The following is a 26394-nucleotide window of genomic DNA, read 5'->3' as shown; positions in this document are numbered from 1 at the left end:
GCCGGGTTCCCGGGGGCTGTGGTGCGGGGGTGCTGGGGGGGGGGTGGCGCCGGGGGGGTGGGCGGCCCGCCGGGGCCGGGGCCCGGGGGCGTGCCGCCGTGCCCCGGCCGCGAGAACCAGCGCCGGGGGGGAAGTCTCACGGAGTTGCTCCAGGAGCCGGGGCCGCACCTCGTGGCCGGCCGTGCCGCGAACCGTCCGGTCGGGCGCCCTCCGGAGCAACCGCGCCACGCGTTCACCGCCCCGGGTTCCGCACAATGGCCGAGCCTGCCCCCTGACTGTCCGTATGCTCCTGAACGCACCCCCGGAACAACTAGTTGTCGCGTCAACTTCCTTACTGGAGGCATGCCTTGGTCTTCCGAAGCGAATTCCCGGACGTCCCCGACGTCGACCTGCCGATCCACGAAGCGGTGCTCTCGTCGGCGGCCCGGTACGGCGACCGGACGGCCCTGATCGACGGCCTCACCGGGGAGCGGGTCGACTACGCCCGGCTCGCCGCCTCGGTCGAGCGGGTCGCCGCCGGGCTGGCCGAGGCGGGGGTGCGCAAGGGGGACGTGGTCGCACTGTTCAGCCCGAACTCGATCGCCTACCCGACGGCCTACTACGGCGCCACCCGGGCCGGCGCCACCGTGACCACGGTGTCCTCGTTGAGCACCCCTGGCGAACTGGCCGGCCAACTGGGCGACAGCGACGCCCGCTGGCTGATCACCGTCTCCCCGTTCCTGCCGACCGCCCGGGCCGCCGCCGACCTGCTCGCCGCCGCCGGCCGCCCGCTGACCGCCACGGTCGTCCTGGACGGCGCCGAGGGCCACCCCTCGCTCGCCGACCTGCTGGCCGCTACCGGCCCCGCCCCCGAGCCGGCCATCGACCCGGGCGAGGACATCGCCGTCCTGCCGTACTCCAGCGGCACCACCGGCCTGCCCAAGGGCGTGATGCTCACCCACCGCTCGATCGCCACCAACCTCGCCCAGACCGACGCCCTCTACCGCCCCGCCGTGGGCGAACGGGTGCTCGCCGTGCTGCCGTTCTTCCACATCTACGGCCTGACCGCGCTGCTCAACCAGCCGCTGCGGTGCGGCGCCACCGTCGTCGTGCTGCCCCGCTTCGACCTGGAGACCTTCTGCCGCGCGGTCGAGCGGCACCGGGTGCAGGGCCTGGTGGTCGCCCCGCCGATCGTCCTCGCGCTGGCCAAGCACCCGCTCGTGGAGCGCTTCGACCTCTCCTCGGTCGAGTACCTGCTGTGCGCGGCCGCCCCGCTGGACCGGGAACTCGCCGAGGCCTGCGCCCGCCGCCTTAACCTGCCGCACCTGCTCCAGGGCTACGGGATGACCGAGCTGTCCCCGGTCACCCACGTGGTCTCCCCGACCGAGCCCGACCCCTCGCCCGGCTCCGTCGGCCGGATGGTCCCCTCCACCGAGCTGCGGGTCACCGCCCTGGACGGCTCCGGCGACGACCTCGGCCCGGGGGAGCGGGGCGAGCTGCTGATCCGCGGCCCCCAGGTGATGAAGGGCTACTTCGGGCGGCCCTCCGAGACCGCCGCCGTGGTCGACGCCGAGGGCTGGCTGCACACCGGCGACATCGGCTACGTGGACGAGCGCGGCTACCTGTTCGTCGTCGACCGGGTCAAGGAGCTGATCAAGTACAAGGGCTACCAGGTCGCCCCCGCCGAACTGGAGGCCGTGCTGCTGGGCCACCCCCAGATCGCCGACGCCGCCGTGATCGGCGTCCCCGACGCCGACGGCACCGAGTGCCCCAAGGCCTTCGTGGTCCGCGCCCCGGGCAGCGAGCTGACCGAGGAGGACGTCACCGGCTACGTCGCCGGGCAGGTCGCCCCGTACAAGAAGGTGCGCGCGGTGGAGTTCGTGGACGCCGTCCCCAAGTCCGCGGCGGGGAAGATCCTGCGCCGCGAACTGCGCGCCCGCGAGGCCGCCCGGGCCGGAGCCGCCTCCTGAAGGCCGGGGCCCCGGCGGACGAGGACCGCGGCCCGTCTGTGAGGATCGACCCACCGCGCCCCACCGGAACAGACCCCGTCGACACAGGAACCGCCCACCCGTCATGACCAGCCACCCCGCCGTCCGCACCCCCCAGCAGGAGCGCAGCCGCGCCACCCGGGCCCGGCTGCTCGCGGCCGCCGTGGACTGCCTGGCCGAGCTCGGCTGGCAGGGCTCCACCGTCACCGTGGTCGCCGAACGGGCCGGCGTCTCCCGGGGCGCCGCCCAGCACCACTTCCCGACCCGCGAGGACCTCTTCACCGCGGCCGTCGAGCACGTCACCGCCGAGCGGCTGGCAGCGGTCCGCGCCCACGCGGACGAACTGCCGGCCGCCGGCCCCGACCGCACCCGGGCCGTGGTCGACATGATCGTCCGCCTCTACACCGGCCCGTTGTTCCGCGCCGCCCTGCACCTGTGGACCGCCGCCGCCACCGAGGAGGGCCTGCGCGAGCGGATCGTCGCCCTGGAGGGACACGTCGGCCGGGAGGCCCACCGGGCCGCCGTGGAGTTCCTGGACGCCGACGAGACCCGCCCCGGCGTGCGCGAATCGGTGCAGGCCACGCTCGACCTCGCCCGCGGCCTCGGCCTGGCCAACCTGCTCACCGACGACAGCCTTCGACGTTCCGGGGTGATCCGGCAGTGGGCGGGCGTTCTGGAGAGTACGCTGCGGCCGGTACGCCCATGACGCCCGTACAACCGAGCGACCGGACGTCCCCCGACCAAGGGGTCGCCGGGCGGCCGATGTCCGTGCAGTCTGGAGAAGAAACCCGGCCGGCACGGACCGTGAGGCCCACTCGGCCGGGTACGAGCCGAACCGGGGTGCTGCCTGAATGCACGGACACGAGTGGGACGCGACCGCCGCCGCCGGCTCCGCGCCGGACGGCGATACCGCACGCCCGGAAGGCCACCGCCTCGTCCCGCTCGCCACGGCGCTGCTCCAGGCCGACGGACTGATCCTGCACTGGAGCGAGGACGCCGAGGCGCTGCTCGGCTACTCCGCCGAGGAGGCCGTCGGCAGCTACGCCGCCCGGTTGCTGACCGACGAGTCCGACCGGCCCGCCGTGCTCGCCCTGTTCGAGCAGATCATGGCCGGCAGCGGCGCCCTCTTCGTCTTCCCGGTCCGCCACCGCGACGGGCACCGGGTCGAGCTGGAGTTCCGCACCTACCCGATCGCCGGACCGGCCGGCACCCTGCTGCTGCTCGCCACCGCCTCCGACACCCGGGCCATCCACGCGATCGAGGCCGACCTCGCCGTGCTGGGCGGCATCTTCGGCCGCTCCCCGATCGGCATGGCCGTCTACGACACCGACCTGCGCTTCGTCCGGATCAACGAGGCACTCGCCCGGATGAACGGCGTGCCGGTCGCCGGCCACCTGGGCAGACGGATATCCGCCGTCCTGCCCGGCATCAACACCGCCGAGATCGAACAGATCATGAGACAGGTGCTCAGGAGCGGCAAGCCCGTGGTCGACGCCCGCTCGCACGGCCGCGTCCCCGGCGACCCCCGGCGGGACCGGGCCTGGTCCGCCTCCTACTTCCGGCTGGAGGACTCCACCGGCAAGGTCTTCGGCGTCTGCTCCTCGATCATCGACGTCACCGAGCGCTTCCAGGCCGAGGCCCGCGCCGCCCGCGCCCAGGAGCGGCTGGCCACCATCGCCGAGGCCACCGCCCGGATCGGCACCACACTCGACCTCCAGCGCACCGCGGAGGAGCTGATCGAGGCGGTCGTCCCCCGGTTCGCCGACTTCGCCACCGTCGACCTGCTGGAGCCGGTGCTGCGCGGCGCCGAACCCACCCCGATCCCCTCCGACCGCTCCGTCACCCTGCGCGCCGTCGCCGTCGGGGAGAACTACGAGACCGGCCTCGCGCACGCCGTGGACGTCGTCGGCGAGACCTCCGAGTACGCCCCCGACCGCAGCTACACCCAGTGCCTGCGCAGCGGACGGCCGCTGCTGCGGGCCCACGTGGACGAGGAGGTGCTGCGCGGCCTGGTGTCCAGCGAGGACCGGGTCGCCCCCGGGATGGCCGCCGGCATCCACTCGTACCTGATGGTCCCGATCACCGCCCGGGGCATGGTGCTCGGCGGCTCCGAGTTCATCCGGATGCGCAACCCCGAGCCGTTCAACGAGGCCGACGTCGCGCTCGCCGAGGAACTCGTCGCCCGCACCGCCCTGGCCCTCGACAACGCCCGGCTCTACCGCCGCGAGCGGGAGACCGCGCTCACCCTCCAGCGCAGCCTGCTGCCGCAGGAGATCCACCGCACCCTCGGCCTGGAGATCGCCTACCGCTACCTGCCGAGCAGCGTGGTCAGCGAGGTCGGCGGCGACTGGTTCGACGTGGTGCCGTTGTCCTGCGGGCGGGTCGCCCTGGTGGTCGGCGACGTGATGGGCCACGGCATCCGCGCCGCCGCCACCATGGGCCAGCTGCGCACCGTCGCCCGGACCCTCGCCACCCTGGACATGGCGCCCGAGCAGGTCCTCACCCGACTGGACGAGACCGCCTCGGGGATCGGCGAGGGCCAGTTCGCCACCTGCATCTGCGCCGTCTACGACCCGCTGGAGCGCACCGTCCAGGTCGCCTCGGCCGGCCACCTGCCGCCGGTCTGGGTCGGCACCGACGGCGTCGCCCGCCGGGTCGAGGTGCCGCCCGGCGTACCGCTGGGCGTCGGCGGGGTCGCCTTCGAGTCGATCGGGTTCACCCTCCCCGAGGGCGGCGTGCTCGCCCTCTACACCGACGGCCTGGTCGAGCGGCGCGGCCAGGACCTGGACGACGGCATCGACCTGCTCGCCCGCACCCTGGCCGGGCCCGGCCGCACGCTGGAGGAGACCTGCGACGCCGTGATCGGCGCGCTGGTCACCGACGGCACCGAGGACGACATCGCGATGATCATGGCCAGGGCGCTGCCGGTGCCCGCCGACCGGATCGCCACCCTCCCGCTCACCGGCGGCGGCAAGCTCCCCGGCCGGGCCCGCCGCTTCACCCGCGCCGCCCTGGAGTCCTGGGGCCTGAGCGCACTCTCCGACTACGCCGAGCTGCTGGTCAGCGAGCTGGTCACGAACGCCCTGCTGCACGCCGAGGCGCCGCGCCGGCTGCGGCTGTTCCGCGACCGGGTGCTCACCGTCGAGGTCTCCGACGCCGGCGGCGCGACCCCGCAGTTGCGCCCCTTCGCCGAGCAGGACGAGGGCGGGCGCGGGATGTTCCTGGTCAGCGAGCTGGCCCAGCGCTGGGGCAGTCGGCTGACCAGGGACGGCAAGGTGGTCTGGGCCGAGCTGGAACTCCCCTTCGGGACCTCGTAGCCGACGCCCGTGGACGCCCCCCCGGACATGAGAACGGCCGTTCCCGATTCGGGAACGGCCGTTCTCATGCGCTCGCCCGGCGCTCAGTTGCCGCGGGCGGCCCCGGCCGGCTCGGCCGGCTCGGCCGCCTCGGCCGCCTCGACCGGCGTCCTCGCGGAGCGGTCGCGCAACAGCCACCAGGCCAGCGCGGCCGCGGCGGTCAGCAGCGCCCCGGCCAGCAGTCCGGCGCCGTTCATGCCGTGCACGAAGGACTCCTTCGCGCTCGCCAGCAGCGGCTGCGCCAGCTCCGGCGACAGCCCCTGCGCCGTCTCCACGGCGCCGCCCAGCGACTCCCCGGCCCGGGCGGCGTCCCCGGGGGAGGTCCCGGCCGGGACGGACAGCCCGTTCGCGTAGATCGAGCCGACCACCGAGCCGACCAGGGCGATGCCGAGTGCGGTGCCCAGCTCGTACGCCGTCTCCGAGACCGCCGAGGCGGCCCCGGTCTTGTCGGCCGGCGCGGCGGACAGCACCAGGTCGGCGCCGAGGGTGTAGACGACGCCCTCGGCCGTACCGGTCACCAGGAAGGCGGCGGCCAGCAGCAGGTAGGTGGTGTCCTGCGCCATCCAGCCCAGCGCACCCGTGGCCAGGCCCATCGCCAGCATGCCGACGGCCAGCGCCCGCCGGGCGCCGAAGCGCCGGGCGATCCGGGCGGTCAGCAGCCCGCCGGCCACCGAACCGGCGAAGGCCGGCAGCTCCGCCAGACCCGCCCGGAGCGGCTCGTAGCCGCGCACCAGCTGGAGGTACTGGGAGAGCACGAAGATCACGCCGGACAGGCCGACCAGCGAGATCAGCGAGGCCGTGACGGCGGCCGTGAACCGACGGTCGCGGAACAGCCCGACCTCCAGCAGCGGGGTCTCCAGCCGCAGCTGGCGGCGGACGAAGACGGCCAGCGCGGCGGCACCCAGGAGGAAGGTGACGGGCACGTCCCAGCGGGCCGGGCCGTGCGTGGCGCCCTCCTTGATCGCGTACACCACGCCGATCACCCCGGCCATCGACAGCGCGACGCTCGGCACGTCCCAGCGCCCCGGCTTCGGGTCCCGGGACTCCGGCAGCAGCCATACGCCGGACACCAGCAGCAGGACCAGCACCGGGATGTTCAGCAGGAACACCGAACCCCACCAGAAGTGCTCCAGCAGCAGCCCGCCGACCACCGGCCCGAGCGCGGCGCCGGCGGTGGCGGCCGCGCCCCAGATGCCGATCGCGGTGGCCCGCTCCCGGTCGTCCGGGAACAGGGTGCGGACCAGCGAGAGGGTGGAGGGCATGATCGTCGCCCCGGCGACGCCGAGCAGCGCCCGGGCCAGGATCAGCCAGCCGGGGCTCGGGGCGTACGCGGCCAGCAGCGAGGCGGCGCCGAAGGCGGTGGCGCCGGTCAGCAGCAGTTTCTTGCGGCCGATCCGGTCGCTCAGGGCGCCCATGCTGACCAGCAGGCCGGCCAGCACGAAGGAGTAGGCGTCGCCGATCCAGAGCAGCTGGGTGCCGCTGGGTCGCAGCGTCTCGCTGATGGAGGGGAGGGCGAGGGAGAGCACGGTCGCGTCCAGGGCGACCACGGTGACGGCCAGCACCAGGACGGCGAGGCCGGTCCAGCGCTGGCGGGCGGTCAGAACGGGGGTGCTCATGGGGTATCGGTTTCCGGTTTCCGGTCCGAGGTGCGGTGGGTGGGGGCGTCGTGGGTGGGGGGAGCGGTGTCCCGGCGCAGGGCGCCGCCGAGGAAGAGCTCGGCGAGGGAGAAGGCGGCGTCGCGCGGGGCGAGCCGGCCGTCCTGGATGGCCCAGCCGAGCCCGGCCACCAGGTCGAAGAAGGCCTCGCTCAGCCAGGCGGCGCTCAGCTCGATCCGGAAGACGCCCTCGCGCTGTCCGCGCAGGAAGAGCGCGTGCAGCCGGGCGATCTGGACTTCCCAGAGGTCGTTGATCCCGTCGTCGTCGTAGAGCTGGTTCTCGCCCGCCAGGAAGGCGCAGAGCATGGCGTCCGGGACGGCGGCGTCCACCAGGCGGCGCAGGGCCGCCTGGGCGTCGCCCTCCTCGACGGCGGCGGTGTCCAGGGCGGCGGCGAAGCGCTGCAGTCCGAGCCGGCCGACGTCGCGGATCAGCGCGTCGCGGCCCGGGAACAGCCGGTGCAGGGTGGCCCGGCTGATGCCCGCGGCGCGGGCGATTTCGTCCAGGTGGGCGGTGGGGCGGCGGGACAGCACGCCGACGGCGGCTTCCAGCACGGTGTCGCGGTCGGTGGCCATGAGTCGAGTGTAGGCCAGATGAGACACTGATGTCTCGTTCTTTTACTGAGAATCTCAGTTGCGTCATGGCCGAATCGAACGCGAGCAGCAAAAACCGGGGACGGCTGGTGTGCGCCGCCCCCGGTGGGGTGCTGCGGGCTGCCGGGCCCGCGCCGTTCCGGTCAGCTCTGGTTGTAGAAGCCGGTCTCGTCGAGCGGGCGGTCGATCACCATCACCTCGACGTCCGCCGGGGTGAGCAGGAAGACCCGGCGGGCGATCCGCTCGATGCCGCCCCGAGTGCCGAAGATCAGCCCGGAGGCGAAGTCGACCATGCGCTTGGCCTCGGCCTCGTCCATCTCGGTGAGGTCCATGACCACCGGGGTGCTGGCCCGGATGTGCTCACCGACCGTTCGGGCCGCCTCGAAGCCCGTCGGCCGCAGGGAGACGATCTTCGCGGGCGCGGGGACGGCGGGCACCGTCTCCTGATCCACCCACTCGTCGTCGTACACCGCGGCCGGGTAGTTCCCGGAGGGCATCAGCCACCCGTTGTGGTGCTCGTCGCGAAGTGCTCCCATGCCGCGCCTCCCTGCCTCGTCCCGTCTGGTCCCCCCGGGGGTTGCGTGTCCTTTTTGACACGTCATCCACTCGTCGGAACTGTCCGAGTATCGCACTGTTCACCGGTCCCGTGCCCGCTCGTGGCCTCCGTACGAGTCGCGCCGCACCGGAAACCCGGGCGGAACCGGGCAAGGACAGCGACGCGGCGCAGCTCGGTACGGTTGCGCGCGTAGACCATATCGGTCGCGCTCACGGCGTAATTGACCTTCTGTCAACAATGCCGAAACGATTTCACTCGCCGGTCGAACCGTCCACCAGCTCCCGCAACAAATCCGCGTGCCCGTTGTGTCGCGCGTACTCCTCGATCATGTGGACGAGGATCCAGCGGAGCGTCACCTCCTCGTCCTGGCGCAGCCGCTTTCCGGCGGTGTCGAGCGGCAGTCCGGCCGACGCCCGGCGGGCGGCCTCGATCTCGGCGTGCCAGGTGGCGAAGTCCGCGGCGACGTCGGCGGTGTCGACGTGGTCGAAGTCGCCGTCCGGGTCCGCCTCGGTCCAGTAGTGGCCGGTGGCGGTCTCCTCGCCGAGCAGGATGCCCTGGAACCAGTGCCGCTCGACCTCGGCCATGTGCCGGACCAGGCCGAGCAGGGAGAGCGAGGACGGCGGGACGGAGCGCAGCCGCAGCTGATCGTCGGTCAGGCCTTCGCACTTCAGGGCGAGGGTGCTGCGGTGGTAGTCGAGCCAGGAGGTGAGCATGGCGGCCTCGTCGGCGGCCATCGGCGGGTCGACCCGCGGGGTGAGTTCGGTCATGCCGGCCATCGTGGCCCCGGTGGCGCGGGAGCGCGAGCGAATTGCGGGGCCCGTCAGCCGGCCCGCGCGCGGCGGCGGACCGCGGTCGCCCGCCAGAGCCCGACCAGGCTGCCCAGCACCAGCAGGGCGATCACCCCGGCCGAGACCAGGAACGCGGCCGAGCCCGGCTGGTCCGCACTGGCCGCCGCGACGACGTACACGGCGGTGGTCGGCACCACGCCGATCGCGGTGGCGAACAGGAAGGGGAGGAAGCGGACCCCGGAGAACGCCGCGCCGTAGTTGCCCGCCTGGAACGGCAGGCCGGGCAGCAGCCGCAGCACCAGGACGCTGCGGAAGCCCTGGTCGGTGAAGCGCCGGTCGAGGGCGCCGAGCACCTTGCCGCGCAGGTACGGCCGCAGCGCCTCGCGACCCAGCCCCCGGCCGAGGGCGAAGGCCATGGCCGCGCCCAGGGTGGTGCCGAGCACCGCGAGCGGCACCCCCTGCCGGATGCCCAGCAGCAGTCCGGCCACGGCGTTCAGTGCGGGGCGCGGTACGAAGGCGAGCGTCCCGACCGCGTAGACGAGGGCGAACAGCGGCGCGAACCAGTAGCCGGGCATCCGGTCCGCCAGCCCGCCCGAGAGCAGGTCGGTCGGGCTCCAGAGCAGCAGCGAGCCGGCGCAGGCCCCCAGCAGCACCACCAGCAGGCCGAACCGCCACCAGGCCGAACGGGTCGGGTGCCGCCCGTCGTGGACGGCGGGCTCGTCGGCGGTCGGCTCGTCGGCGGTCGGCTCGTCGGCGGTCGTCAGGGCTGCGGGCACGGCGAGAGCCTAACCGGTCCCCGGAGCGGGCCGGCCGGGGGTGAGGGTCGACGCCGGTGATCGTGATCGGCATGATGGCGGGGGTCCGGCTGGGCCCACAGCTGGGTGGGCCTGGCCACACTCCCGGCCCGGAGCGGGGCGGACGGGGGTTCCGCGCGGTGCACAGTGGGTGCACCGGCGGAAGGGGGGAAGGCTCGATGGGGAAGCTGGGCGGGTGGGCGACGGGGGCCGCGACGGGGTTCCTGCGGGCGTGCGCGGTCGCGGCGGTGACCCTGCCGGTCCCGGTGGTGTGGGCGGGCGCGGTGGTGCTGGGCCGGTCCTGGGGGCCGACCAACCCGTGGTCGTGGCTGCCGCCGCTGGTCCTGGTGTGCGTGGGCACCCTCGGGCTGAGCCGCCCGGTGTGCCGGGCCGCGCGCGCCCTGGTGGCGCGCTGGGGCGGTCCCGTCCTGCCCGCCGGCTACCGGCAGGCCCCGCCGGTGACCCGGATGTCCACCGGGTTCTGGTGGAACGGCTTCACGTACGAGAAGACCCGCCGCGACGCCCTGATGGACCAGCACTGGCGGGTCCGCTGGCGCGACCCGGCCAACCTGCGGGACCTGCGGTTCGTCGCGGTCGCGGCGGTCACCGCGGGCCCGGTCGCCGCGCTGCCGCCGGCCGCGCTGGCCGCGGCCGTGCTCGGGCTGGCCCGGCCGGAGGTGCCCGCCCGGCTGCTCGGGGCGGTCGGGCTGCTGCTGGCCGTCGGCGGCGCGCCGTACGCCTGGCGGTTGGTGACGCCGGTGGCCGGGCGCTTCCTGCGGCCCTCGCGGGCCATGGCGCTGGCCGAGCGGGTGGCGGAGCTGACCGCCCAGCGGGCGGACGCCACCGTCGCCCAGGCCGCCGAGATCCGCCGGATCGAGCGGGACCTGCACGACGGCGCACAGGCCCGGCTGGTCGCGCTCGGTCTCTCGCTGGCCACCGCCCAGCTGCTGGTGGAGCGCGACCCGGAGCGGGCCAAGGCACTGATGCGGGACGCCCAGGACGGCGCGAAGGCCTCGCTGGCCGAACTGCGCGAACTGGTCCACGGCATCAGCCCGCCGGTGCTGACCGAACGCGGACTGGTCGAGGCGGTGCGCGCCCTCGCCCTCGACCTGCGGCTGGAGGTGACCGTCGATGCGCAGGCGCCGGTGCGGGTGGACGCGCCGATCGAGTCCGCGGTGTACTTCGGTGTCGCCGAACTGCTCACCAACGCCGTCGAGCACGGCGGGGCGGCCCGGGCCGGTGTCACCTTCCACCAGGACGAGCACGGGCTCGTCGTCGAGGTCGGGGACGACGGCTCGGGCGGCGTCCGGGAACGGCCCGGCGGCGGGCTCGCGGGCCTGCGCCGCCGCCTCGGCGCCTTCGACGGCTCCCTCGACATCACCAGTCCGCCCGGCGGACCGACCCACGTCAGGATGACGGTGCCGTGCGAATCCTCGTAGCCGAAGACCTCTACCTCCTGCGCGACGGGATGGTCCACCTGATCGAGGCCTGCGGGCACGAGGTGGTGGCCACCGCCTCCACCGGGCCCGAGACGCTCGACGCGCTGCTGGCCCACCGCCCGGACGTGTCCGTGATCGACGTCCGGATGCCGCCGACCCAGTCGGACGAGGGCCTGCGGGCGGCGCTCACGGCCCGCCGCGAGCTGCCCGGACTGCCGATCCTGATCCTCTCCCAGCACGTGGAGCAGCTGTACGCGCGGGAGCTACTGGCGGACGGCTCCGGCGGGGTCGGCTACCTGCTGAAGGAGAGCGTGTTCGACGCCGACCAGTTCATCGGCTCGCTGGAGCGGGTCGCGGCCGGCGGCACGGCGATGGACCCGGCGGTGATCGCCAAGCTGCTGTCCGCGAGCCCGCCGGAGCGGGGGCTCAGCCAGCTCACCGGGCGCGAGTACGAGGTGCTCGGGCTGATGGCGGAGGGGCTGTCCAATCAGGCCATCGGGCGGCGGCTGTTCCTCAGCGACAGCGCGATCAGCAAGTACACCACCTCGATGTTCGGCAAGCTCGGCATCGCCGATGACGACGACACCAACCGCCGGGTCCGGGCCGTGCTCACCTACCTGAACCGGTCCTGAGGCTCCGTCCGGTGTGCAGGCGTCGTCCTTGCAGCGGTCGCAGGCCAGGGCGTGGAAGGCGGCGATCCTGACCTCGGCGTCGGGGCCGTCGGCCATGGCGACGAGCAGGTCCATGGAGTCGGTGTCGACCAGGTGGTCCAGGAGGCGGCAGCAGCCCGCCCGGACGGCCGGGTGGTCGTGGGACAGCCCGGCGCGGATCGCGCCCAGGGCGTCCGTTCCGCGCCGGAGCAGCTCCCGGTGGGCCGCCACGGTGCGCTGGGGGTCGCCCAGGCAGGTGACCAGGGCGTCGTTGTCGATCCTGTCGATCCTGTCGATCCTGTCGATCCTGGGGAATCCGAGCACGGCCCCGGTGTCGGGCCGCGACGTGCGGCGGGGCGAAGGGATTTCAGGGGCGGCTCAGTCGGCCGCGTCGAGGAAGGCCAGCAGCCGGTTCCAGGCGTCCCCGGCCGCGTCCGCGTGGTCGACGGCCGACCGTTCGAAGAAGTTGTGCGGGGCGCCCGGGTAGGTGACGAACTCGTGCGGGCAGCCAGCCGCGGTGAGGGCCGTGTCGAAGGCCTCGACGGCGGCGGGCGGGATGTGCTCGTCGGCGCCGCCCCACAGGGCGAGGACCGGGGCGGTGAGGCCGGCGGCCAGCTGGGTGGGGCCGGGGGCGCCGTTGATCGCGTCGGGGTAGCCGTAGAAGCCGACCGCCCCTGCCAGGCCGAAGCGGGGTGCGGCGGTGCGGAAGGCCTGGCGGCCACCGAAGCAGAAGCCGAGCGCGACCACCTCGGCGGGGCCGACGGCGCGCAGCCGCTCCAGGGCGGCGGTGAGGTCGGCGTCCAGCGTCTCGGGGGTGAGTGCGAGGAGGTGGGGGAGCAGGTTCGGGAGCTCGCCGAATTCCGGCGGGCGGCTTTCCGGGGCGGCCCCGGCGGTGCGGCCGTAGTAGTCGAGGACGAGGGCCGGGTGCCCCTGTTCGGCGAGCCGGGCGGCGGTGTGCCGGTAGAACGCGGAAAGGCCCTTGTTGTCCGGCAGGACGAGCACGCCGACGCCGGTGGCCAGTACCGGACGGGCCAGGAAGGCGGCGAACTCGGTGCCGTCCGCGGAGGTCAGGGTGAGGTCGGCGGCCTCGGCCAGTGGCCGGCGGGCGGGGGTGGGAGCGGGCGGCGCGGCATCCGGGTCGTAGCACATGTGGCGGGAATTCCCCTCGCGGATAGCGGAGACCGCCGGGCGCTGGAGCGCGCCCGACGGTCGGCGATATTAGCGGGAATTCTCCTTTGAATTGTTGATCATATCGTGGACAGGTCTTTTCCGGAAGGCTTTTCCGGTGACATTGTGGTCACGCTTTCGTTGGAATTCGGTTCAGCCCGGCGCAGCGCCCCGGCGCTCAGCGGCAGGGCGAACGCGAGCAGGGTGACCAGCCCGAACGAGACGCTGAGCGAGGTGGCCTGGGCGAGGGCGCCGATCACGGCGGGGGCGATCAGGCCGGAGGTGTAGGTGACGGTGGCGACGCCGGCGATGGCCTGGCTGGGATTGCTGCCGATCCGTCCGGCGGCCGCGAAGGCGAGCGGCACGATCACCGCGATGCCGACGCCGATCAGGGCGAAGCCGGGAATGGCCAGTGCCGGGTGGTCGGCGGCCACCACCAGGACGCCGCCGAGGGTCGCGACCGCCCCGCCCAGCCGGGTGGCGCGGACGGCGCCGAGGCTGCGGATCGCCGCGTCCCCGGCCAGGCGGCTGACCGCCATGGTGAGCGAGAAGGCGGTGTACGAGGCGGCCGCGAGGGTGGCGGAGGCGCCGGTGACGTCCTTGAGGTAGACGCCGCTCCAGTCCATCGAGGCGCCCTCGGCGAACACCGCGCAGAAGCCGACCAGCCCGATCACCAGCGAGCTGCGCGGCGGAAGGGCGAAGCGCGGCGGCTCCTCGCCCGCCTCGGGCGCCCGCAGGTCGGGCAGGGCCCGGCAGACCGGTTGGGCGACGGCGAGCAGCACCGCTGCCGTGACGGCCAGTTGCAGCCGGGCGTCGAGGTCCAGATGGGCCGCCAGGATGCCGAATCCGGAGGCCAGCAGGCCGCCCGCGCTCCACATCCCGTGCAGCCCGGACATGATCGAGCGGCCGAGGCGCTGCTCGATCTCCACCCCCTGGGCGTTCATCGCGACATCGGCCGTCCCCGCCGTGGCTCCGTACACCAGCAGCACCGCGCACAGCGCCGGCAGCGAGGGGGCGAGGGCGGGCAGGGCGAGGGCGAGGCACCAGAGCGAGATCAGTCCGCGCACCGCGGCCCGGCCTCCGTAGCGGTGGACGAGGCGTCCGGCGAGCGGCATCGCGAGGGAGGAGCCGATGGCGGGCATCACCAGGGCCAGGCCGAGTTGGCCGGGGGAGAGGTCCAGCCGGTCCTGGATCCACGGGATGCGGGTGACGAAGGTGCCGCCGACGGCGCCGTGCACGCCGAAGACCAGCGCGATGCCCAGCCTGGAGCGGCGTGGCTCGGCGAGCGGTTCGTGGATGGTGACTGTCATGCGGCGTTCCCTCCCGGTCGCGCTGGTCGGGGCGCGACGGTGCCCTGTGGGTGGTCTACGTGCAGGCCGACGGGTCCGCGCGGCGGAGTCGTCCGTAGGCGGTGGTGCGTGCGACCGGTTCGATAAATTATCAGGAAGGGACCCTGATAGAAACACTCTGGAAGGATGATCGGCCATGACCACCGCGCGTACGGCCACGCCGAGCACCGCCCGGGCGATCAACGACCGGCTGGCGCTCAACCTCCTGCTCGAACAGGGTCCGCTCACCGCGACCGAGCTGCGCGACCTCACCGGCCTGTCCCGGCCGACCGTCGCCGACCTGCTCGACCGCCTCCAGCGCACCGGCCTGGTCGCCGTCGTCGGCGAACGCGGCGAACAGCGGCGCGGCCCCAACGCCCGGCTCTACGCACTCGTCGCCTCCCGCGCCCACATCGCCGCCTTCGACGTCCGCGAGGGCGGCGTCAGCCTGGTCGTCGCCGACCTCGCCGGGCGCAGCCTCGCCACCGCCGAGGTGCCGGTCGATCCGTCGGGCGGTTCCTCGGGCGCGTCGGGTGAAGACACCGCCGGGGCGATCGTGCGCACCCTGCTGGAGACGGCGCGCGGCGCCGGCGTCGAGCGGCTGCACACCGTCGCGGTCGGCGCCCCGGGCCTGGTCGACCCCGCCACCGGCCGGCTGCACAGCACCGGCAAACTCCCCGGCTGGCACGCCGAACTCCTGGCCGCCCTCAGGGAGTTGCCCGGTACCGACGTCATCCTGGAGAACGAGGTCAACCTGGCCGGCCGGGCCGAGTACCGGGTCGGCGCAGCGCGTGACCGCGACACCTTCGTGCTGATGTGGCTCGGCCACAGCGTCGGCGCCGCCGTCATCCTCGACGGGCGGCTGCGCCGGGGCTTCTCCGGCGGCACCGGCGAGATCTGCTTCCTGCCCGTCCCCGGCACGGTCGGGCTGCCCAGCGCCGACAGCTGCGAGGGCGGCTTCCACGGCCTGGTCGGCAGCGCCGCCATCTGCGCACTCGCCCGCACCCACGGGCTGCCCGCCGACCCGGCCGCGGACGCGTCCGCCGCCGAGGCCGTGGTGCGCGCCGCGCCGGCCGCCGGTGCGGCGGGCGAGGCGTTCCTGGACGAGCTGGCCGAGCGGATCGCGCTCGGCGCGGCCGCGCTCTGCGTGGTGCTCGACCCGGGCTGCGTGGTGCTCGGCGGCGAGATCGGCCGGGCCGGCGGCGCCGAGCTGGCCGGGCGGGTCGAGCGGCGGCTGGCCGGGTTCTCCCCGCTGCGCACCGAGGTGCGGGCCGGTACGGCGGGCGGCGGGGCGGTGCTCGCCGGGGCGGTGCTCACCGCCGGGGACGCCGTGCGGCGGGACCTCTTCGGCGAGCCGTAGGCCGTGCCGACGGACGGCGCCCAGGGGCTGGTCCGGGGCCGTTTCCCGTCGGCGTCCTTGGTACGGCAGGATGGCGGAGGGGCGCGCGTACCCCGTACCTCGAACCACCGTCAGGAGTCGCACATGGGCCAGCCCGAGGTGCCGGTCAACCCGTACCGCATCGGTGAGGCGGCGGCGCTGCTCGGCGTCAGCGCGGACACCATGCGGCGCTGGGTGGACGCCGGGCGGCTCGCCGCCGTGCGGGACGAGCACGGGCACCGGATCATTCCCGGCGCCGAGCTCGCCGCCTTCGCCCGCGAGCTGGCCCGGCCGGAGAACGCCGAGGCCGAGGGCCGGCCCTCCTCGGCGCGCAACCGTTTCCCCGGGATCATCACCGACGTGGTGCTCGGCGACGTGGCCGCGCAGGTGGAGGTGCAGGCCGGGCCGTTCCGGGTGGTGTCGCTGATCAGCCGGGAGTCGGCGGAGGAGCTGAACCTGGTGCCGGGGGCACCCGCCACGGCGGTCGTCAAGTCGACCAATGTGATGATCGAGCGACGCTAGGGCGTGGTTCTCGGATCACGCCGGGCGGTCGCCGTGATCCGAAGGACACGCCCTGGTCCCGTCCTTCCGATCCGCACCGAAGAACCGAAGACGAGTCCCGACCGAGAGGCCCGGATGCCGCCCCCGCACCTGCCGACCACCCAGAGCGCCGTGCTGGCGATCGAGGCCGTCGCCGCCCGGCACGGCCGCGCCGTGCGCGCCCAGCACGACATCGGACACGACCGGACCTTCGCCGGACTGGTCGGCCACGACGACGGGCCGGACGCCATCCCGCACGAGGCCCTGCTGGAGTTCGGCGGCAGCCCGCGGACCGCCGTCCGGCTGTTCCACCACGACGAGGCAACCGTGACGGTCGAGGGCATCCCCTTCGACGTCCCGCGCGACAGCGTCCCGGCCTTCCTGAACTCCGTCTGGTCCGGCCTGGTGCACGTCAAGGCACGGACCTTCCCGCCGTCCACCACCCTGATCGTCACCGTCCCGCGGGAACCCGGCTACCGCGAGTCGCTCGGCGCCCACGACCTCACCCCCTGGCTGTCCGGAAGGATCCGATGAGCCCCGCCGCCCCCGCCGACCGCCGCCCGGTGCTCGCCGTCGCCCACCGCGGCGACCCGTACCGCCACCGGGAGAACACCCTGCCCTCCGTCGAGTCCGCGCTCGCCGCCGGGGCCGACGCCGTCGAGGTGGACGTCCAGCTCACCCGCGACAAGGTGCCGGTGCTGCTGCACGACCCCACCCTGGAACGGCTCTGGGGTGACCCGCGCTCGATCGGCCGGGTCACCACCGAGCAGCTGGCCGAGCTGCGCCAGGGCGCCCTTTCCGTGCCCACCCTCGCCGAGGCGATCAAGGTAGTGGCGGACGCGAACGGCCCGCGACTGCTGATCGACCTGGACGAGCCCGGGCCGGCCGCCGCCACCTGGTCCGTCGTCACCGGGCTCGGCGCCGAGGGGCTGGTCGCCTTCTGCGGCCACACCACCGCCATGCTGGCCGTGCGCGAGCTCAGCCCGGACGCCGAGATCGCGCTCACCTGGAAGCAGCCCCGGATGCCCGCGCCCGCCCTGCTGCGCGACCTGCGCCCGCGCTACCTCAACCCGCCGTTCGGCCTGGTCACCCCCGGGTTCGTCGAGGCCGCGGCGGACGAGGGGCTCGCCGTCTCCGCCTGGACCGCCGACCTGCGCCGCACCATGCGCCGACTGCGCGACACCGGGGCCGCCTCCATCACCACCAACCGGATCTCCGTGCTGCGCTCCGTCGTGGACGGCCGCCGGTGACGGTGCTCGGCAACCGCGCCCTGGGCCGAGCCCTCCTGGCCCGTCAGCACCTGCTCGCCCGTACGGACCGGACGCCCCTGGAGGTCGTCCACCACCTCGACGGCCTCCAGGCCCAGGCCGTCCCCCAGCCGCCGTACCTCGGGCTGCTCTCCCGGCTGGACGGCTTCGCCGGGGAGCAGCTCACCGGGTTGGTCGAACGGCGGGCGGTGGTCCGGATCGCGCTCCAGCGCGGCACCATCCACCTGGTCACGGCCGAGGACTGCCTGACCCTGCGCCCGCTGCTGCAGCCCGTCCTGGACCAGGCGCTGCGCACCACCTACGGCAAGCGGCTGGCCGGACTGGACCTGGCCGCGCTGGCCACCGAGGCCCGCGCCCTGGTCGAGGAGGAGCCGCGCACCTTCCAGCGCCTCGGCGCGCTGCTGGCCGCCACCCGCCCCGACCGCGACCCGGCGGCGCTGGCCCAGGCCGCGCGGTGCCTGCTGCCGCTGGTCCAGGTGCCACCGCGCGGGCTGTGGGGGCGCGGCGGCCCGGCCGCCCACACCACCGCGGAGGCCTGGCTCGGCCGCCCGCTCGACCCCGCGCCCCCGCCGGACGGCCTGGTGCTGCGCTACCTCGCCGCCTTCGGCCCGGCCGGGGCGGCGGACCTGGGGAAGTGGTCCGGCCTCACCGGGCTCGGCCCCGTGCTGCGGCGGCTCGCCCCGCGGCTGCTGACCTTCCGGGACGAGCAGGGCCGACTGCTGTACGACCTGCCGCAGGCGCCCCGGCCCGAGCCGGACGCCCCGGCGCCGGTGCGGCTGCTCGCGCCGTTCGACAACCTGCTGCTCTCGCACGCCGACCGGAACCGGGTGCTGCCGGAGGAGTACAAGGGGCGGGTGATGACCCGGAACGGGCTGGTGCTCGGAACCCTGCTGGTGGACGGGCTGGTCGCGGGGACGTGGCGGCTGACGGGGGAGCAGGAGGCGGTCGTCCAGCCGTTCGTCCGTCTGGCGCGGGCGGACCGCGAGGCGGCGGAGGCGGAGGCGCACCGGGTACTGGCCTTCGCGGGCGCGAGCGGGGGCGGGACGGTGCGGATCGAGGCGGTCGGCTAGCCGCCACAACGGGCGGGTCGTCAGGTTCTCTGGTGAGATGGGTCGGTTCGGACTCAACGACGACCCCCGTCGGAGGCTGCCGTGTCCGTGGAGCGCCCGCCCGGTGGGCGGCCCGACCACCGCAGGCCGTACCTGATGCTGCCGCCCGCCGTGCGGCGGGCGGCAGCCTGGTCGGTGGCGGTGATCCTGCTGATCACCGTGGGCTCGCTGGTGGTGTTCGCGCTGGTCGAACTGAGGGCCGCCACCGTGCCGTTCATCCTGGCGCTGCTGGGGGCCTCCCTGCTCCACCCGGTGGTGCCCTGGCTGGTCCGGCGGGGGGTGAGCCGGAGCCTGGCGGCCGCACTGACCTGCCTGGTGCTGGTGGTCGCGGTGGTCGGGGTGATCGTCCTGCTGGTCAACTCCCTGGTGCACAGCGCCCCGCAGATCGCCACCTCGCTCCCGTCCGCCGGACGGCGGCTGGCCGAGTGGCTCGGGCCGTTCGGGGCGAAGGTCCAGCACGCGCTGGAGAACGCCAAGGGCGAGACCAACTCGCTGCTCTCGGCGCTGACCAACGGCGTGCTCTCGGGGCTCGGCCTGCTCGCCCAGCTGCTCACCGGCGGGGTGCTGGCCCTGGCCCTGGTCTTCTTCTTCCTGCGCGACGGCCACCGCACCGGCGACGCCATCCGCGCCACCCTGCCCGGGCGGGGCGCCGACACCGTGGTCGCCTGCGCCGACCGCGCCTTCGAGGCGATGGCCGGCTTCATGCGCGGCACCACCCTGATCGCCCTGATCGACGCGGCCTTCATCACCGCCGGCCTGCTCGCCCTCGGCGTCCCCGGCGCCCCGGGCCTGGGCGCGCTGGTCTTCATGGGGGCGTACGTCCCGTTCGTCGGCGCGTTCCTGTCCGGCACGGTGGCGGTGCTGGTCGCGCTGGCGGACGGCGGGCTCGGCACGGCGCTGTGGGCGCTCGGCGTGGTGCTGGCGGTCCAGTTGGTCGAGGGCAACGTCCTCCAGCCGGTCATCCAGAGCCGCACGGTGGAGCTGCACCCGGCGACCATCATGGTCGCCGTCGTGGCCGGCTCCGGCATCGCGGGCATCATCGGCGCTCTCCTGGCGGTGCCGGTGTGCGCGGCAGGCATGGGCGTGATCTCGGTCCTCCGGGGGCTGCCGGACGCGCGCGGGTAAGTCGGTTGCCCCGGGCTGGCGGGTGTGCGAGGATCACTAATGCGACGAGAGTCGCGATAGTGATGGAGGGGTGCGGGTGGAACTGTTCGAGGTGGCCGGGGCGGGGGACGGGCCGTACGGGGTGGCCGTGGGGCCGGACGGGGGTGTGTGGTTCACCCTGGTGCACGCCGGGGAGGTCGGGCGGCTGGCACCGGACGGCTCGGTGCGGCGGTTCGGGCTCGGTGCGCCGCGCTGCGGGCCCTCGGTGATCACCGCCGGGCCGGACGGGGCGCTGTGGTTCGCCCAGATGAACGCCGGGCGGATCGGACGGATCACGGTGGACGGCGAGGCGTCCTCGTTCGCGCTGTCGGCGGTGGACGCCGGACCGGGCGGGATCGTCACCGGGCCGGACGGCGCGCTGTGGTTCACCGAGGTGAACGCCGACCGGGTCGGTCGGATGACCACGGACGGCGAGCTGACGGAGTATCCGCTGCCGGTGCCGGGCGCCTTCCCCGCGCACATCACCGCCGGGCCGGACGGCGCGCTGTGGTGTGCGCTCAACCAGGCCGACGCGATCGCGCGGGTGGGCACCGACGGCGAGACGACCGTCCACCGGCTGCCCACACCGGGCACCGCGCCGGTCGGGATCACCGCCGGGGCCGACGGGGCGCTCTGGTACGTGGGGATCGGCGGCGGACTGGTCGGGCGGATCACGGTCGACGGGCGGGTCACCGAGTACCCGCTCGCCGACCGCGCGGCCAGGCCGCACGCGATCGCCGCCGGGCCGGACGGACGGCTGTGGTTCACCGAGTGGGGCGCCGGCCGGATCGGCGTGCTCACCCCGGACGGGCGGCTGGACGGCCACCAGGTCCCCGGCCCCGGCGCCGAACCGCACGGGATCGCCGTCGGCCCGGACGGGGCGGTGTACGCGGCCCTGGAGCGCGGGCAGATCGCCCGGCTGGCGGGCTGAGCGCCGTGCCGGGGCAGCGGGGGCGCAGGCGCAAGCAGGAGGAGGAACGGCGTCGGTGGACCGAGCGCCGGGCCGCCGTCGAGGCCACCGCCGGGCCGTGGGAGGTGCTGCTCAGCACCCAGGGCTCCGCCGAGCAGCGGGACTTCGTGCGGCGACTGTACGAAGGCGGGCTCCCGGACGGCGTCGAGGTGGTCTGCGACATGCTCTGCGGGCGGCTCCGGCGGCCCACCTGGTACCAGGTGCGGATGCGTCGTGTGAACGGTGGCGCCGAGGACTGACGTTTCGTCAACCATGTCTCGGCGAAGGGCCGGTGCGAGGGTGGGGCCCGACCGGGCCCGGTCGGGAGGTCCCGGGTGCGGTCCGGTAACTCGGGCCCAGCGGCCCCGGCCGGGCGGGTCCAAGGGCCCTGGGACGCGCGGGGCGCGGGTTCGGATCATGGATCGCCACCCATTCGCACGACGTTCCGAAGGAGCGCGTCCTTGAGCGCCACCCAGGCACAGGGCGACCCCACCCCGCCGCCGACGCCCCTGCCCCCGCGCCCGGTCCGGGCCAGGCGGCCGGGTTCGGCCCTGGTCGGACTGCTGACCACCACCGACCACAAGACGATCGGCACCATGTACCTGGTGTCCTCGTTCGCGTTCTTCCTGATCGGCGGCATCCTGGCGCTGGTCATGCGCGCCGAACTCGCCCGGCCCGGAACGCAGATCCTCTCCAACGAGCAGTTCAACCAGGCCTTCACCATGCACGGCTCGGTGATGCTGCTGCTCTTCGCGATGCCGCTGTTCACCGGCTTCGCCAACTGGATCATGCCGCTCCAGATCGGCGCGCCCGACGTGGCGTTCCCGCGCCTGAACATGCTGTCCTACTGGCTGTTCATGTTCGGCTCGCTGATCGCCGCCGCAGGCTTCGCGACCCCGCAGGGCGCCGCCGACTTCGGCTGGTTCCTCTACGCGCCGCTGTCCGACGCGGTGCACTCGCCGGGCGTCGGCTCCGACATGTGGATCATGGGAGTCACGCTGTCCGGTTTCGGCAGCATCTTCGGCGCGGTCAACTTCGTCACCACCATCATCTGCATGCGCGCCCCCGGACTGACCATGTTCCGGATGTCCATCTTCTGCTGGAACGTGCTGCTCACCTCGGTGCTGGTGCTGCTGGTCTTCCCGGTGCTGGCCGCCGCGCTGCTGGCGCTCGAATGCGACCGCAAGTTCGGCTCGCACGTCTTCGACCCGGCCAACGGCGGGGCGATGCTCTGGCAGCACCTGTTCTGGTTCTTCGGGCATCCCGAGGTGTACATCCTGGCGCTGCCGTTCTTCGGCATCGTCTCGGAGGTCATCCCGGTGTTCAGCCGCAAGCCGATGTTCGGCTACGCGGGCCTGATCGCCGCCACGGTGGCCATCGCGGGGCTGTCGGTGACGGTGTGGGCCCACCACATGTACGTCACCGGGCAGGTGCTGCTGCCGTTCTTCTCCTTCATGACCTTCCTGATCGCCGTGCCGACCGGGGTCAAGTTCTTCAACTGGGTCGGCACCATGTGGAGGGGCTCGCTGAGCTTCGAGACGCCGATGCTGTGGACGGTCGGCTTCCTGGTCACCTTCCTCTTCGGCGGTCTGACGGGCGTGCTGCTCGCCGCCCCGCCGATCGACTTCCACGTCTCCGACTCGTACTTCGTCGTCGCCCACTTCCACTACACGCTGTTCGGCACGGTGGTGTACGCGATGTTCGCCGGCTTCCACTTCTGGTGGCCCAAGATGACCGGCAGGAAGCTCGACGAGCGGCTGGGCCGGATCACCTTCTGGACGCTCACCGTCGGCTTCCACGCGACCTTCCTGGTGCAGCACTGGCTGGGCGCCGAGGGCATGCCCCGCCGTTACGCCGACTACCTGGCCTCGGACGGCTTCACCACGCTCAACACCGTGTCCACCATCGGGTCCTTCCTGCTCGGCCTGTCGATCCTGCCGTTCCTCTACAACGTCTGGAAGACCGCCAAGTACGGCGAGAAGGTCACCTCGGACGACCCCTGGGGCTGGGGCCGCTCCCTGGAGTGGGCCACCTCCTGCCCGCCGCCCCGGCACAACTTCGTCAAGCTGCCCCGGATCCGCTCCGAGTCCCCGGCCTTCGACCTCCACCACCCGGACATCGCGGCCCGGGACGTGCTGGAGAACACCGGGAAGCCGGCCGCGCACCTGGGCGGGGTGGAACCGGTGAAGTACGACCGGCCGCTGACCCGGGCGCAGCGGGCCCGTACGTCGCCCTCGTCCTCGTCCTCGCCCTCGTCCCCGTCCGCCGGCGGCTGAGGCCGCCGCCCCGAACGGTCGTCCCCGCCCGCCGCTGCCCCGGGCGGGCGGGGACGGCCCCCGCCACCCACCGTCAGCCCTGCGCCCCAGGAAGGCCGGCCCATGACCCGCACCGTGCTCGCCATCGGCACCGCCGCGCTCACCGCGAGCGGCTGCGTCTGGTACCTGCCCGCCATCGCCGACCTCCAGGCCGGTGCCGACCGTCCCCGCTCCACCCGTACGGCCGCGGCGGCCTGCGTGCTCTGGTGGGCGGCGCTCGCACTGGCCGGCGGACTGCTGCTCGCCGTGCCCGACTGGCACCCGGCCGCCCAGGTGGCCCTCACCGGGCTGGTCGCCGGCACGGCCCTGCGGCTGCGGGCGGCGTGGGACCGGCGCGGCGAGCAGCGGGAGAGCGCGGCGCGCTGGGCCGCGCTGGAGGCGGGACCGGTGCCGCGCGGCGGCCGCCCGGCGGCCCTCGCCCTGGCCGGGTGGCTGGTGGTCGGCGCGGCGGTGGCCTCGCTGGGCGCGGTGGCGATCCTGCTGTCCGCCGGGGGCGGGCTCGCCCCGAAGGCGGTGCTCGCGGCGGTGGGCGGGGCGGCCGTCGCGCTCGCGTTCCTGCTGGTGGGGCTCGGCAGCGTCCGTCGGCAGGGGCGCTGAACGGCGTCCGGCCCGCGCCGACGGGGGGACGGCGGAGTGGCGGTGAGGGGGGCGGGGCGGGCGAATGGGGTCGTTCGGCCCTGGGCCCCGGCCGTCGCGCGGGGGATGATGCGCTGGGCCCCGCTGTTCGTGTGCGGGGGTGACGAGGGCGGAGCCGCGTGATGGCGACCATGGCGGAGGGGGCCGAGGCTTCGGCGCCGGTCCGGGTGTTCCTGCTGGACGACCACGAGGTGGTGCGCCGCGGGGTGCACGACCTGCTGGACGGTGAGCCGGACCTGGTGGTGGTCGGCGAGGCCGCGACGGCCGAGCAGGCGCTGGTCCGGGTGCCGGCGCTGCGGCCCGACGTGGCGGTGCTGGACGTGCGGCTGGGCGACGGGGACGGCGTGTCGGTCTGCCGTGAGCTGCGGTCGCGGATGCCCGACCTGGCCTGTCTGATGCTCACCTCCTTCGACGACGAGGAGGCGCTGCTGGACGCCGTGATGGCCGGCGCCGCCGGGTACGTGCTGAAGCAGATCAGCGGCACCGACCTGGTCGCCGCCGTCCGGACCGTCGCCTCCGGCCGTTCGATGCTCGACCCGGGCGCGGCCACCCGGCTGCTGAACCGGCTGCGCAGCGACGCCGAGCCGGCCCGGCCGGTGACCGCGGGCCCGGCCCTGACGGTGCGGGAGCAGGAGGTGCTCGCGCTGATCGGGGAGGGCCTGACCAACCGGCAGATCGGCGAGCGGCTCTACCTCGCCGAGAAGACGGTGAAGAACCACGTCTCCCGGCTGCTCGCCAAGCTCGGCGTGGAGCGCCGGGTGCAGGCGGCGCTGATCGCCACCGAGCTGCGGCAGTCCGCGGCCGCCCAGTGGTCCCCGCTGCGCCGCGGCTGACGGGCACCGGGGCCGACGGGTCCTCCCCGGAGGAGCCGCGGGGATCCCGGGGGCGGCGGCGAGGCACGGTCGGCCGGGTCGGGGTGCTCCTGGCGTCCTGGGCGACGGGGCCGGCGGACGCGGACCGGGTACCGCCCGCCCGCGGAGCACTGACGCGGCATCGGCCGGTGACCGGAACGACTGCGTCCCCTACGCTGGGCCGGACATCGCCGACGGAGGGACCGTGACGCCGTGTTCGACCCCGTGACCGCCGCGCTGTACGAGCGGGACGAGACCAGCCGGTCGCTGGGCATCGTGCTGGAGTCGGTGTCCGCCGGGCGTGCGGTGATGCGGATGACGGTGGCCGCGACGATGGTGAACGGGCACGGCACGGCGCACGGCGGGTTCCTCTTCCTGCTGGCGGACGCCGCGTTCTCGTACGCCTGCAACAGCCACGGCCCGGTGACCGTCGCCCAGGCGGCGCAGGTGGCCTTCCTGGCCCCGGCGGCCGTCGGGGACGAGCTGGTGGCGGAGGCGGTGGAGCGTTCGCGGGCCGGGCGCGGCGGGATCTACGACGTGACGGTGCGTCGGGCGGACGGCAAGGTGATCGCCGAGTTCCGGGGGCAGAGCGTGGTGATCGGGGGCCGGCCGCGGCACGACTGAGCCGGCCCCCGATTCCCGGGTCGGGCTACTGCCGGGGCCGCTCGTCCAGGACCTGCTGGAGCTTGCCGGTCCGCGGGTTGGTGACCAGCTCCGAGCGCGGCACCCACTCGACCGAGAGGTGGTGGACGCTGCCGAGGGCGACCTCGGACGGGTAGAGCGGCAGGGCCGTGTAGACGGCGTCCACGAGGCGGCCGGCGAGTTCGGCGGGCGGCGGCTGGCCGATGTGGCCGAGCCGCAGGATGACGCCGTCCCGGCCGTTCCACCGACGTTGCACCAGCTGCATCCCGGCGATGTGGCGGTCCGGGTCGGCGGCGAGCAGGACGGCGCGGATCTCCTCGGTGGGCAGGGTGACGGTGCCGGCCCGGGCGCCCTCGGCGGAGCGGCCGAGCAGGCGGAAGCGGCGGCACTCGCCGTCGACCCATTCGGCGCGGTCGCCGGTGGGGTAGCGCAGGATCGGCATCAGGGTGCGGAACAGGTTGGTGACCACGACCCGGCCGGGCGTTCCGGGCGTGGTGACGGGCTCGCCGGTGACCTCGTCGAGCAGTTCCACCACCGTGCGGTCGGCGAAGGCCTCGTGGACCCGGACGTCCTCGCCGGGGACGGGCGCGCCGACCAGCCCGGCGTCGTTGGAGGCGTAGCCGACCGAGGCGACCGCGGCCTTCGGGAAGGCCCGGGAGAGCAGCGGGCGCAGGTCGGCGAAGAGCAGGTCGCCGCCGAAGAGCAGCAGTTCGACGCCGTCGGCGCGCTCCCCGCGGGCGACCAGGCGCTCGGCGACGGCGCTGAGCTTCATCGGCTCGCCGGCCAGGACGTGCACGCCGAAGCCGGTGATCAGGTCGGCGACGTAGTCGTCCGGGGCGGCGCCGCCGACGCCGAGGCGGACGTTGTCCACCGGCGCGTGGTGCAGGGCGTTCTCGATGTAGAGGAAGCCGCCGTAGAGTTCCCCGGCGACGAAGAGGTTGGCCACCCGGTGCCCGGGCCGCAGCCCGGCCCGGACGAGCCCGGCGCCGAAGGCGGTGACCGAGTCGGCGTGTTCGGTGCGGGTCCACGGTGAGAACTTGGGGACGCCCGTGGTGCCGCCGGTCTTGTAGACGCCGGCGTCGGTGAGCGGGCCGGTGAGCACCCGGTTGTCGGGCCAGGTGTTGGCGGCCCAGAACGCGGTCTGGTCGATCACCGGAAGCAGGTCGAGCCGGTCGACGTCCGGCGGCAGGTCGCGGTGGAGCTCGGCGTAGAACGGGGAGTTGGCGCGGGCGAACCGGACCAGCTCGGCGAGGGGCTTGGCGGGCATGGCGGG

Annotated in this window: 25 protein-coding genes and 1 pseudogene; 17 read left to right on the top strand and 9 right to left on the bottom strand. The window is 74.5% G+C overall.

Translation table 11 applies throughout. The features are described 5' to 3' along the window. The first annotated feature begins 347 nt into the window (after nt 1-347). From ACFV1W_RS10530 to ACFV1W_RS10520, 3 genes are all read left to right on the top strand, one after another. Nucleotides 348-1949, top strand: a complete 1602-nt coding sequence (locus ACFV1W_RS10530; protein WP_380415017.1) for a 4-coumarate--CoA ligase family protein — start codon at nt 348-350, stop codon at nt 1947-1949. Between the two features lie 103 nt (nt 1950-2052). Further along, nucleotides 2053-2673, top strand: coding sequence for a TetR/AcrR family transcriptional regulator (locus tag ACFV1W_RS10525; RefSeq protein WP_380415016.1), 621 nt, complete (start codon nt 2053-2055; stop codon nt 2671-2673). Nucleotides 2674-2818: 145 nt separating this feature from the next. Beyond that, nucleotides 2819-5284 carry a SpoIIE family protein phosphatase gene (locus tag ACFV1W_RS10520; RefSeq protein ID WP_380415014.1) on the top strand — a complete coding sequence of 822 codons (2466 nt, stop codon included), beginning with the start codon at nt 2819-2821 and terminating at the stop codon, nt 5282-5284. Nucleotides 5285-5367: 83 nt separating this feature from the next. Here ACFV1W_RS10520 and ACFV1W_RS10515 read toward each other — a convergent pair whose 3' ends face one another. From ACFV1W_RS10515 to ACFV1W_RS10495, 5 genes are all read right to left on the bottom strand, one after another. Beyond that, nucleotides 5368-6939: an MFS transporter gene (locus tag ACFV1W_RS10515; RefSeq protein ID WP_380415013.1), complete on the bottom strand. Its 1572-nt coding sequence runs from the start codon at nt 6937-6939 to the stop codon at nt 5368-5370. After that, on the bottom strand, nt 6936-7550 hold the full coding sequence (locus ACFV1W_RS10510) for a TetR/AcrR family transcriptional regulator (protein WP_380415012.1): 615 nt from the start codon (nt 7548-7550) through the stop codon (nt 6936-6938). Before ACFV1W_RS10510 ends, ACFV1W_RS10515 begins: the two co-directional genes overlap by 4 nt. 161 nt (nt 7551-7711) lie before the next feature. Beyond that, nucleotides 7712-8104: a cell division protein SepF gene (locus tag ACFV1W_RS10505; RefSeq protein WP_050366974.1), complete on the bottom strand. Its 393-nt coding sequence runs from the start codon at nt 8102-8104 to the stop codon at nt 7712-7714. Between the two features lie 271 nt (nt 8105-8375). Then, nucleotides 8376-8891, bottom strand: coding sequence for a DinB family protein (locus tag ACFV1W_RS10500; RefSeq protein ID WP_380415011.1), 516 nt, complete (start codon nt 8889-8891; stop codon nt 8376-8378). A 53-nt stretch (nt 8892-8944) separates the two neighbouring features. Continuing rightward, complete coding sequence (locus ACFV1W_RS10495; RefSeq protein WP_380415009.1) at nt 8945-9688, bottom strand: TVP38/TMEM64 family protein; 744 nt, start codon at nt 9686-9688, stop codon at nt 8945-8947. A gap of 197 nt (nt 9689-9885) precedes the next feature. On the opposite strand from ACFV1W_RS10495, the gene ACFV1W_RS10490 reads away from it, so the two are divergent. Together ACFV1W_RS10490 and ACFV1W_RS10485 are read left to right on the top strand one after the other, a co-directional pair. Then, entirely contained in the window at nt 9886-11145 is a 1260-nt protein-coding gene (locus tag ACFV1W_RS10490) for a sensor histidine kinase (RefSeq protein ID WP_380415008.1), read from the top strand. Next, nucleotides 11130-11777 carry a response regulator gene (locus tag ACFV1W_RS10485; RefSeq protein WP_380415006.1) on the top strand — a complete coding sequence of 216 codons (648 nt, stop codon included), beginning with the start codon at nt 11130-11132 and terminating at the stop codon, nt 11775-11777. The genes ACFV1W_RS10490 and ACFV1W_RS10485 overlap by 16 nt, the downstream gene beginning before the upstream one ends. A 54-nt stretch (nt 11778-11831) precedes the next feature. On the opposite strand, the pseudogene ACFV1W_RS10480 reads toward ACFV1W_RS10485, so the two are convergent. The 3 genes and pseudogenes from ACFV1W_RS10480 to ACFV1W_RS10470 form a co-directional block, all read right to left on the bottom strand. Next, nucleotides 11832-12026 (bottom strand): annotated as a pseudogene (locus ACFV1W_RS10480) (HEAT repeat domain-containing protein); the annotation flags it as partial. Nucleotides 12027-12173: 147 nt separating this feature from the next. Continuing rightward, a complete protein-coding gene (locus ACFV1W_RS10475; protein ID WP_380415004.1) occupies nt 12174-12944 on the bottom strand; it encodes a dienelactone hydrolase family protein in 771 nt (256 codons plus the stop codon). A 98-nt stretch (nt 12945-13042) separates the two neighbouring features. Beyond that, nucleotides 13043-14272: an MFS transporter gene (locus ACFV1W_RS10470; RefSeq protein WP_380415002.1), complete on the bottom strand. Its 1230-nt coding sequence runs from the start codon at nt 14270-14272 to the stop codon at nt 13043-13045. 175 nt (nt 14273-14447) lie between these two features. On the opposite strand from ACFV1W_RS10470, the gene ACFV1W_RS10465 reads away from it, so the two are divergent. From ACFV1W_RS10465 to paaI, 12 genes are all read left to right on the top strand, one after another. Continuing rightward, nucleotides 14448-15650 (top strand): ROK family transcriptional regulator, encoded by a 1203-nt coding sequence (locus ACFV1W_RS10465; RefSeq protein WP_380415000.1) that lies wholly within the window; start codon nt 14448-14450, stop codon nt 15648-15650. Nucleotides 15651-15773: 123 nt separating this feature from the next. Further along, a complete protein-coding gene (locus tag ACFV1W_RS10460) occupies nt 15774-16190 on the top strand; it encodes a molybdopterin-binding protein (RefSeq protein WP_380414998.1) in 417 nt (138 codons plus the stop codon). A 114-nt stretch (nt 16191-16304) separates the two neighbouring features. After that, a complete protein-coding gene (locus ACFV1W_RS10455) occupies nt 16305-16742 on the top strand; it encodes a hypothetical protein (protein ID WP_380414996.1) in 438 nt (145 codons plus the stop codon). Continuing rightward, nucleotides 16739-17458 carry a glycerophosphodiester phosphodiesterase gene (locus ACFV1W_RS10450; protein ID WP_380414994.1) on the top strand — a complete coding sequence of 240 codons (720 nt, stop codon included), beginning with the start codon at nt 16739-16741 and terminating at the stop codon, nt 17456-17458. Before ACFV1W_RS10455 ends, ACFV1W_RS10450 begins: the two co-directional genes overlap by 4 nt. Continuing rightward, nucleotides 17455-18546 carry a winged helix DNA-binding domain-containing protein gene (locus ACFV1W_RS10445; protein ID WP_380414992.1) on the top strand — a complete coding sequence of 364 codons (1092 nt, stop codon included), beginning with the start codon at nt 17455-17457 and terminating at the stop codon, nt 18544-18546. The genes ACFV1W_RS10450 and ACFV1W_RS10445 overlap by 4 nt, the downstream gene beginning before the upstream one ends. Before the next feature lie 81 nt (nt 18547-18627). Beyond that, on the top strand, nt 18628-19710 hold the full coding sequence (locus ACFV1W_RS10440; protein WP_380414990.1) for an AI-2E family transporter: 1083 nt from the start codon (nt 18628-18630) through the stop codon (nt 19708-19710). A 70-nt stretch (nt 19711-19780) separates the two neighbouring features. After that, entirely contained in the window at nt 19781-20659 is an 879-nt protein-coding gene (locus ACFV1W_RS10435) for a virginiamycin B lyase (protein WP_380414988.1), read from the top strand. Nucleotides 20660-20664: 5 nt separating this feature from the next. Further along, nucleotides 20665-20937 carry a hypothetical protein gene (locus ACFV1W_RS10430; RefSeq protein ID WP_380414987.1) on the top strand — a complete coding sequence of 91 codons (273 nt, stop codon included), beginning with the start codon at nt 20665-20667 and terminating at the stop codon, nt 20935-20937. Between the two features lie 201 nt (nt 20938-21138). Next, entirely contained in the window at nt 21139-22953 is a 1815-nt protein-coding gene (ctaD, locus tag ACFV1W_RS10425) for a cytochrome c oxidase subunit I (RefSeq protein ID WP_380414985.1), read from the top strand. 102 nt (nt 22954-23055) lie between these two features. After that, nucleotides 23056-23589 (top strand): hypothetical protein, encoded by a 534-nt coding sequence (locus tag ACFV1W_RS10420; protein WP_380414983.1) that lies wholly within the window; start codon nt 23056-23058, stop codon nt 23587-23589. Between the two features lie 161 nt (nt 23590-23750). Then, on the top strand, nt 23751-24461 hold the full coding sequence (locus ACFV1W_RS10415) for a response regulator (protein WP_380414981.1): 711 nt from the start codon (nt 23751-23753) through the stop codon (nt 24459-24461). Between the two features lie 231 nt (nt 24462-24692). Further along, nucleotides 24693-25103 carry a hydroxyphenylacetyl-CoA thioesterase PaaI gene (gene paaI / locus ACFV1W_RS10410; protein ID WP_380414979.1) on the top strand — a complete coding sequence of 137 codons (411 nt, stop codon included), beginning with the start codon at nt 24693-24695 and terminating at the stop codon, nt 25101-25103. Between the two features lie 25 nt (nt 25104-25128). On the opposite strand, the gene ACFV1W_RS10405 is transcribed toward paaI, so the two are convergent. Then, nucleotides 25129-26388, bottom strand: coding sequence for a phenylacetate--CoA ligase family protein (locus tag ACFV1W_RS10405; RefSeq protein WP_380414977.1), 1260 nt, complete (start codon nt 26386-26388; stop codon nt 25129-25131). Nucleotides 26389-26394: the final 6 nt, after the last annotated feature.

This window comes from Kitasatospora sp. NPDC059648, from assembly GCF_042734825.1.
GTDB lineage: Bacteria > Actinomycetota > Actinomycetes > Streptomycetales > Streptomycetaceae > Kitasatospora.
The sequence above is the reverse complement of the archived record's forward strand: the minus strand, read 5'-3'. Positions and strand labels throughout refer to the sequence as shown.

Excerpts from the sequence above, each read along its gene's own strand:
- ACFV1W_RS10525 (WP_380415016.1), top strand. The coding sequence starts at position 2,053 with ATGACCAGCCACCCCGCCGTCCGCACCCCCCAGCAGGAGCGCAGCCGC.
- ACFV1W_RS10520 (WP_380415014.1), top strand. The coding sequence starts at position 2,819 with ATGCACGGACACGAGTGGGACGCGACCGCCGCCGCCGGCTCCGCGCCG.
- ACFV1W_RS10515 (WP_380415013.1), bottom strand. The coding sequence starts at position 6,939 with ATGAGCACCCCCGTTCTGACCGCCCGCCAGCGCTGGACCGGCCTCGCC.
- ACFV1W_RS10510 (WP_380415012.1), bottom strand. The coding sequence starts at position 7,550 with ATGGCCACCGACCGCGACACCGTGCTGGAAGCCGCCGTCGGCGTGCTG.
- ACFV1W_RS10505 (WP_050366974.1), bottom strand. The coding sequence starts at position 8,104 with ATGGGAGCACTTCGCGACGAGCACCACAACGGGTGGCTGATGCCCTCC.
- ACFV1W_RS10500 (WP_380415011.1), bottom strand. The coding sequence starts at position 8,891 with ATGACCGAACTCACCCCGCGGGTCGACCCGCCGATGGCCGCCGACGAG.
- ACFV1W_RS10490 (WP_380415008.1), top strand. The coding sequence starts at position 9,886 with ATGGGGAAGCTGGGCGGGTGGGCGACGGGGGCCGCGACGGGGTTCCTG.
- ACFV1W_RS10475 (WP_380415004.1), bottom strand. The coding sequence starts at position 12,944 with ATGTGCTACGACCCGGATGCCGCGCCGCCCGCTCCCACCCCCGCCCGC.
- ACFV1W_RS10470 (WP_380415002.1), bottom strand. The coding sequence starts at position 14,272 with ATGACAGTCACCATCCACGAACCGCTCGCCGAGCCACGCCGCTCCAGG.
- ACFV1W_RS10465 (WP_380415000.1), top strand. The coding sequence starts at position 14,448 with ATGACCACCGCGCGTACGGCCACGCCGAGCACCGCCCGGGCGATCAAC.
- ACFV1W_RS10460 (WP_380414998.1), top strand. The coding sequence starts at position 15,774 with ATGGGCCAGCCCGAGGTGCCGGTCAACCCGTACCGCATCGGTGAGGCG.
- ACFV1W_RS10455 (WP_380414996.1), top strand. The coding sequence starts at position 16,305 with ATGCCGCCCCCGCACCTGCCGACCACCCAGAGCGCCGTGCTGGCGATC.
- ACFV1W_RS10450 (WP_380414994.1), top strand. The coding sequence starts at position 16,739 with ATGAGCCCCGCCGCCCCCGCCGACCGCCGCCCGGTGCTCGCCGTCGCC.
- ACFV1W_RS10420 (WP_380414983.1), top strand. The coding sequence starts at position 23,056 with ATGACCCGCACCGTGCTCGCCATCGGCACCGCCGCGCTCACCGCGAGC.
- ACFV1W_RS10415 (WP_380414981.1), top strand. The coding sequence starts at position 23,751 with ATGGCGACCATGGCGGAGGGGGCCGAGGCTTCGGCGCCGGTCCGGGTG.
- ACFV1W_RS10405 (WP_380414977.1), bottom strand. The coding sequence starts at position 26,388 with ATGCCCGCCAAGCCCCTCGCCGAGCTGGTCCGGTTCGCCCGCGCCAAC.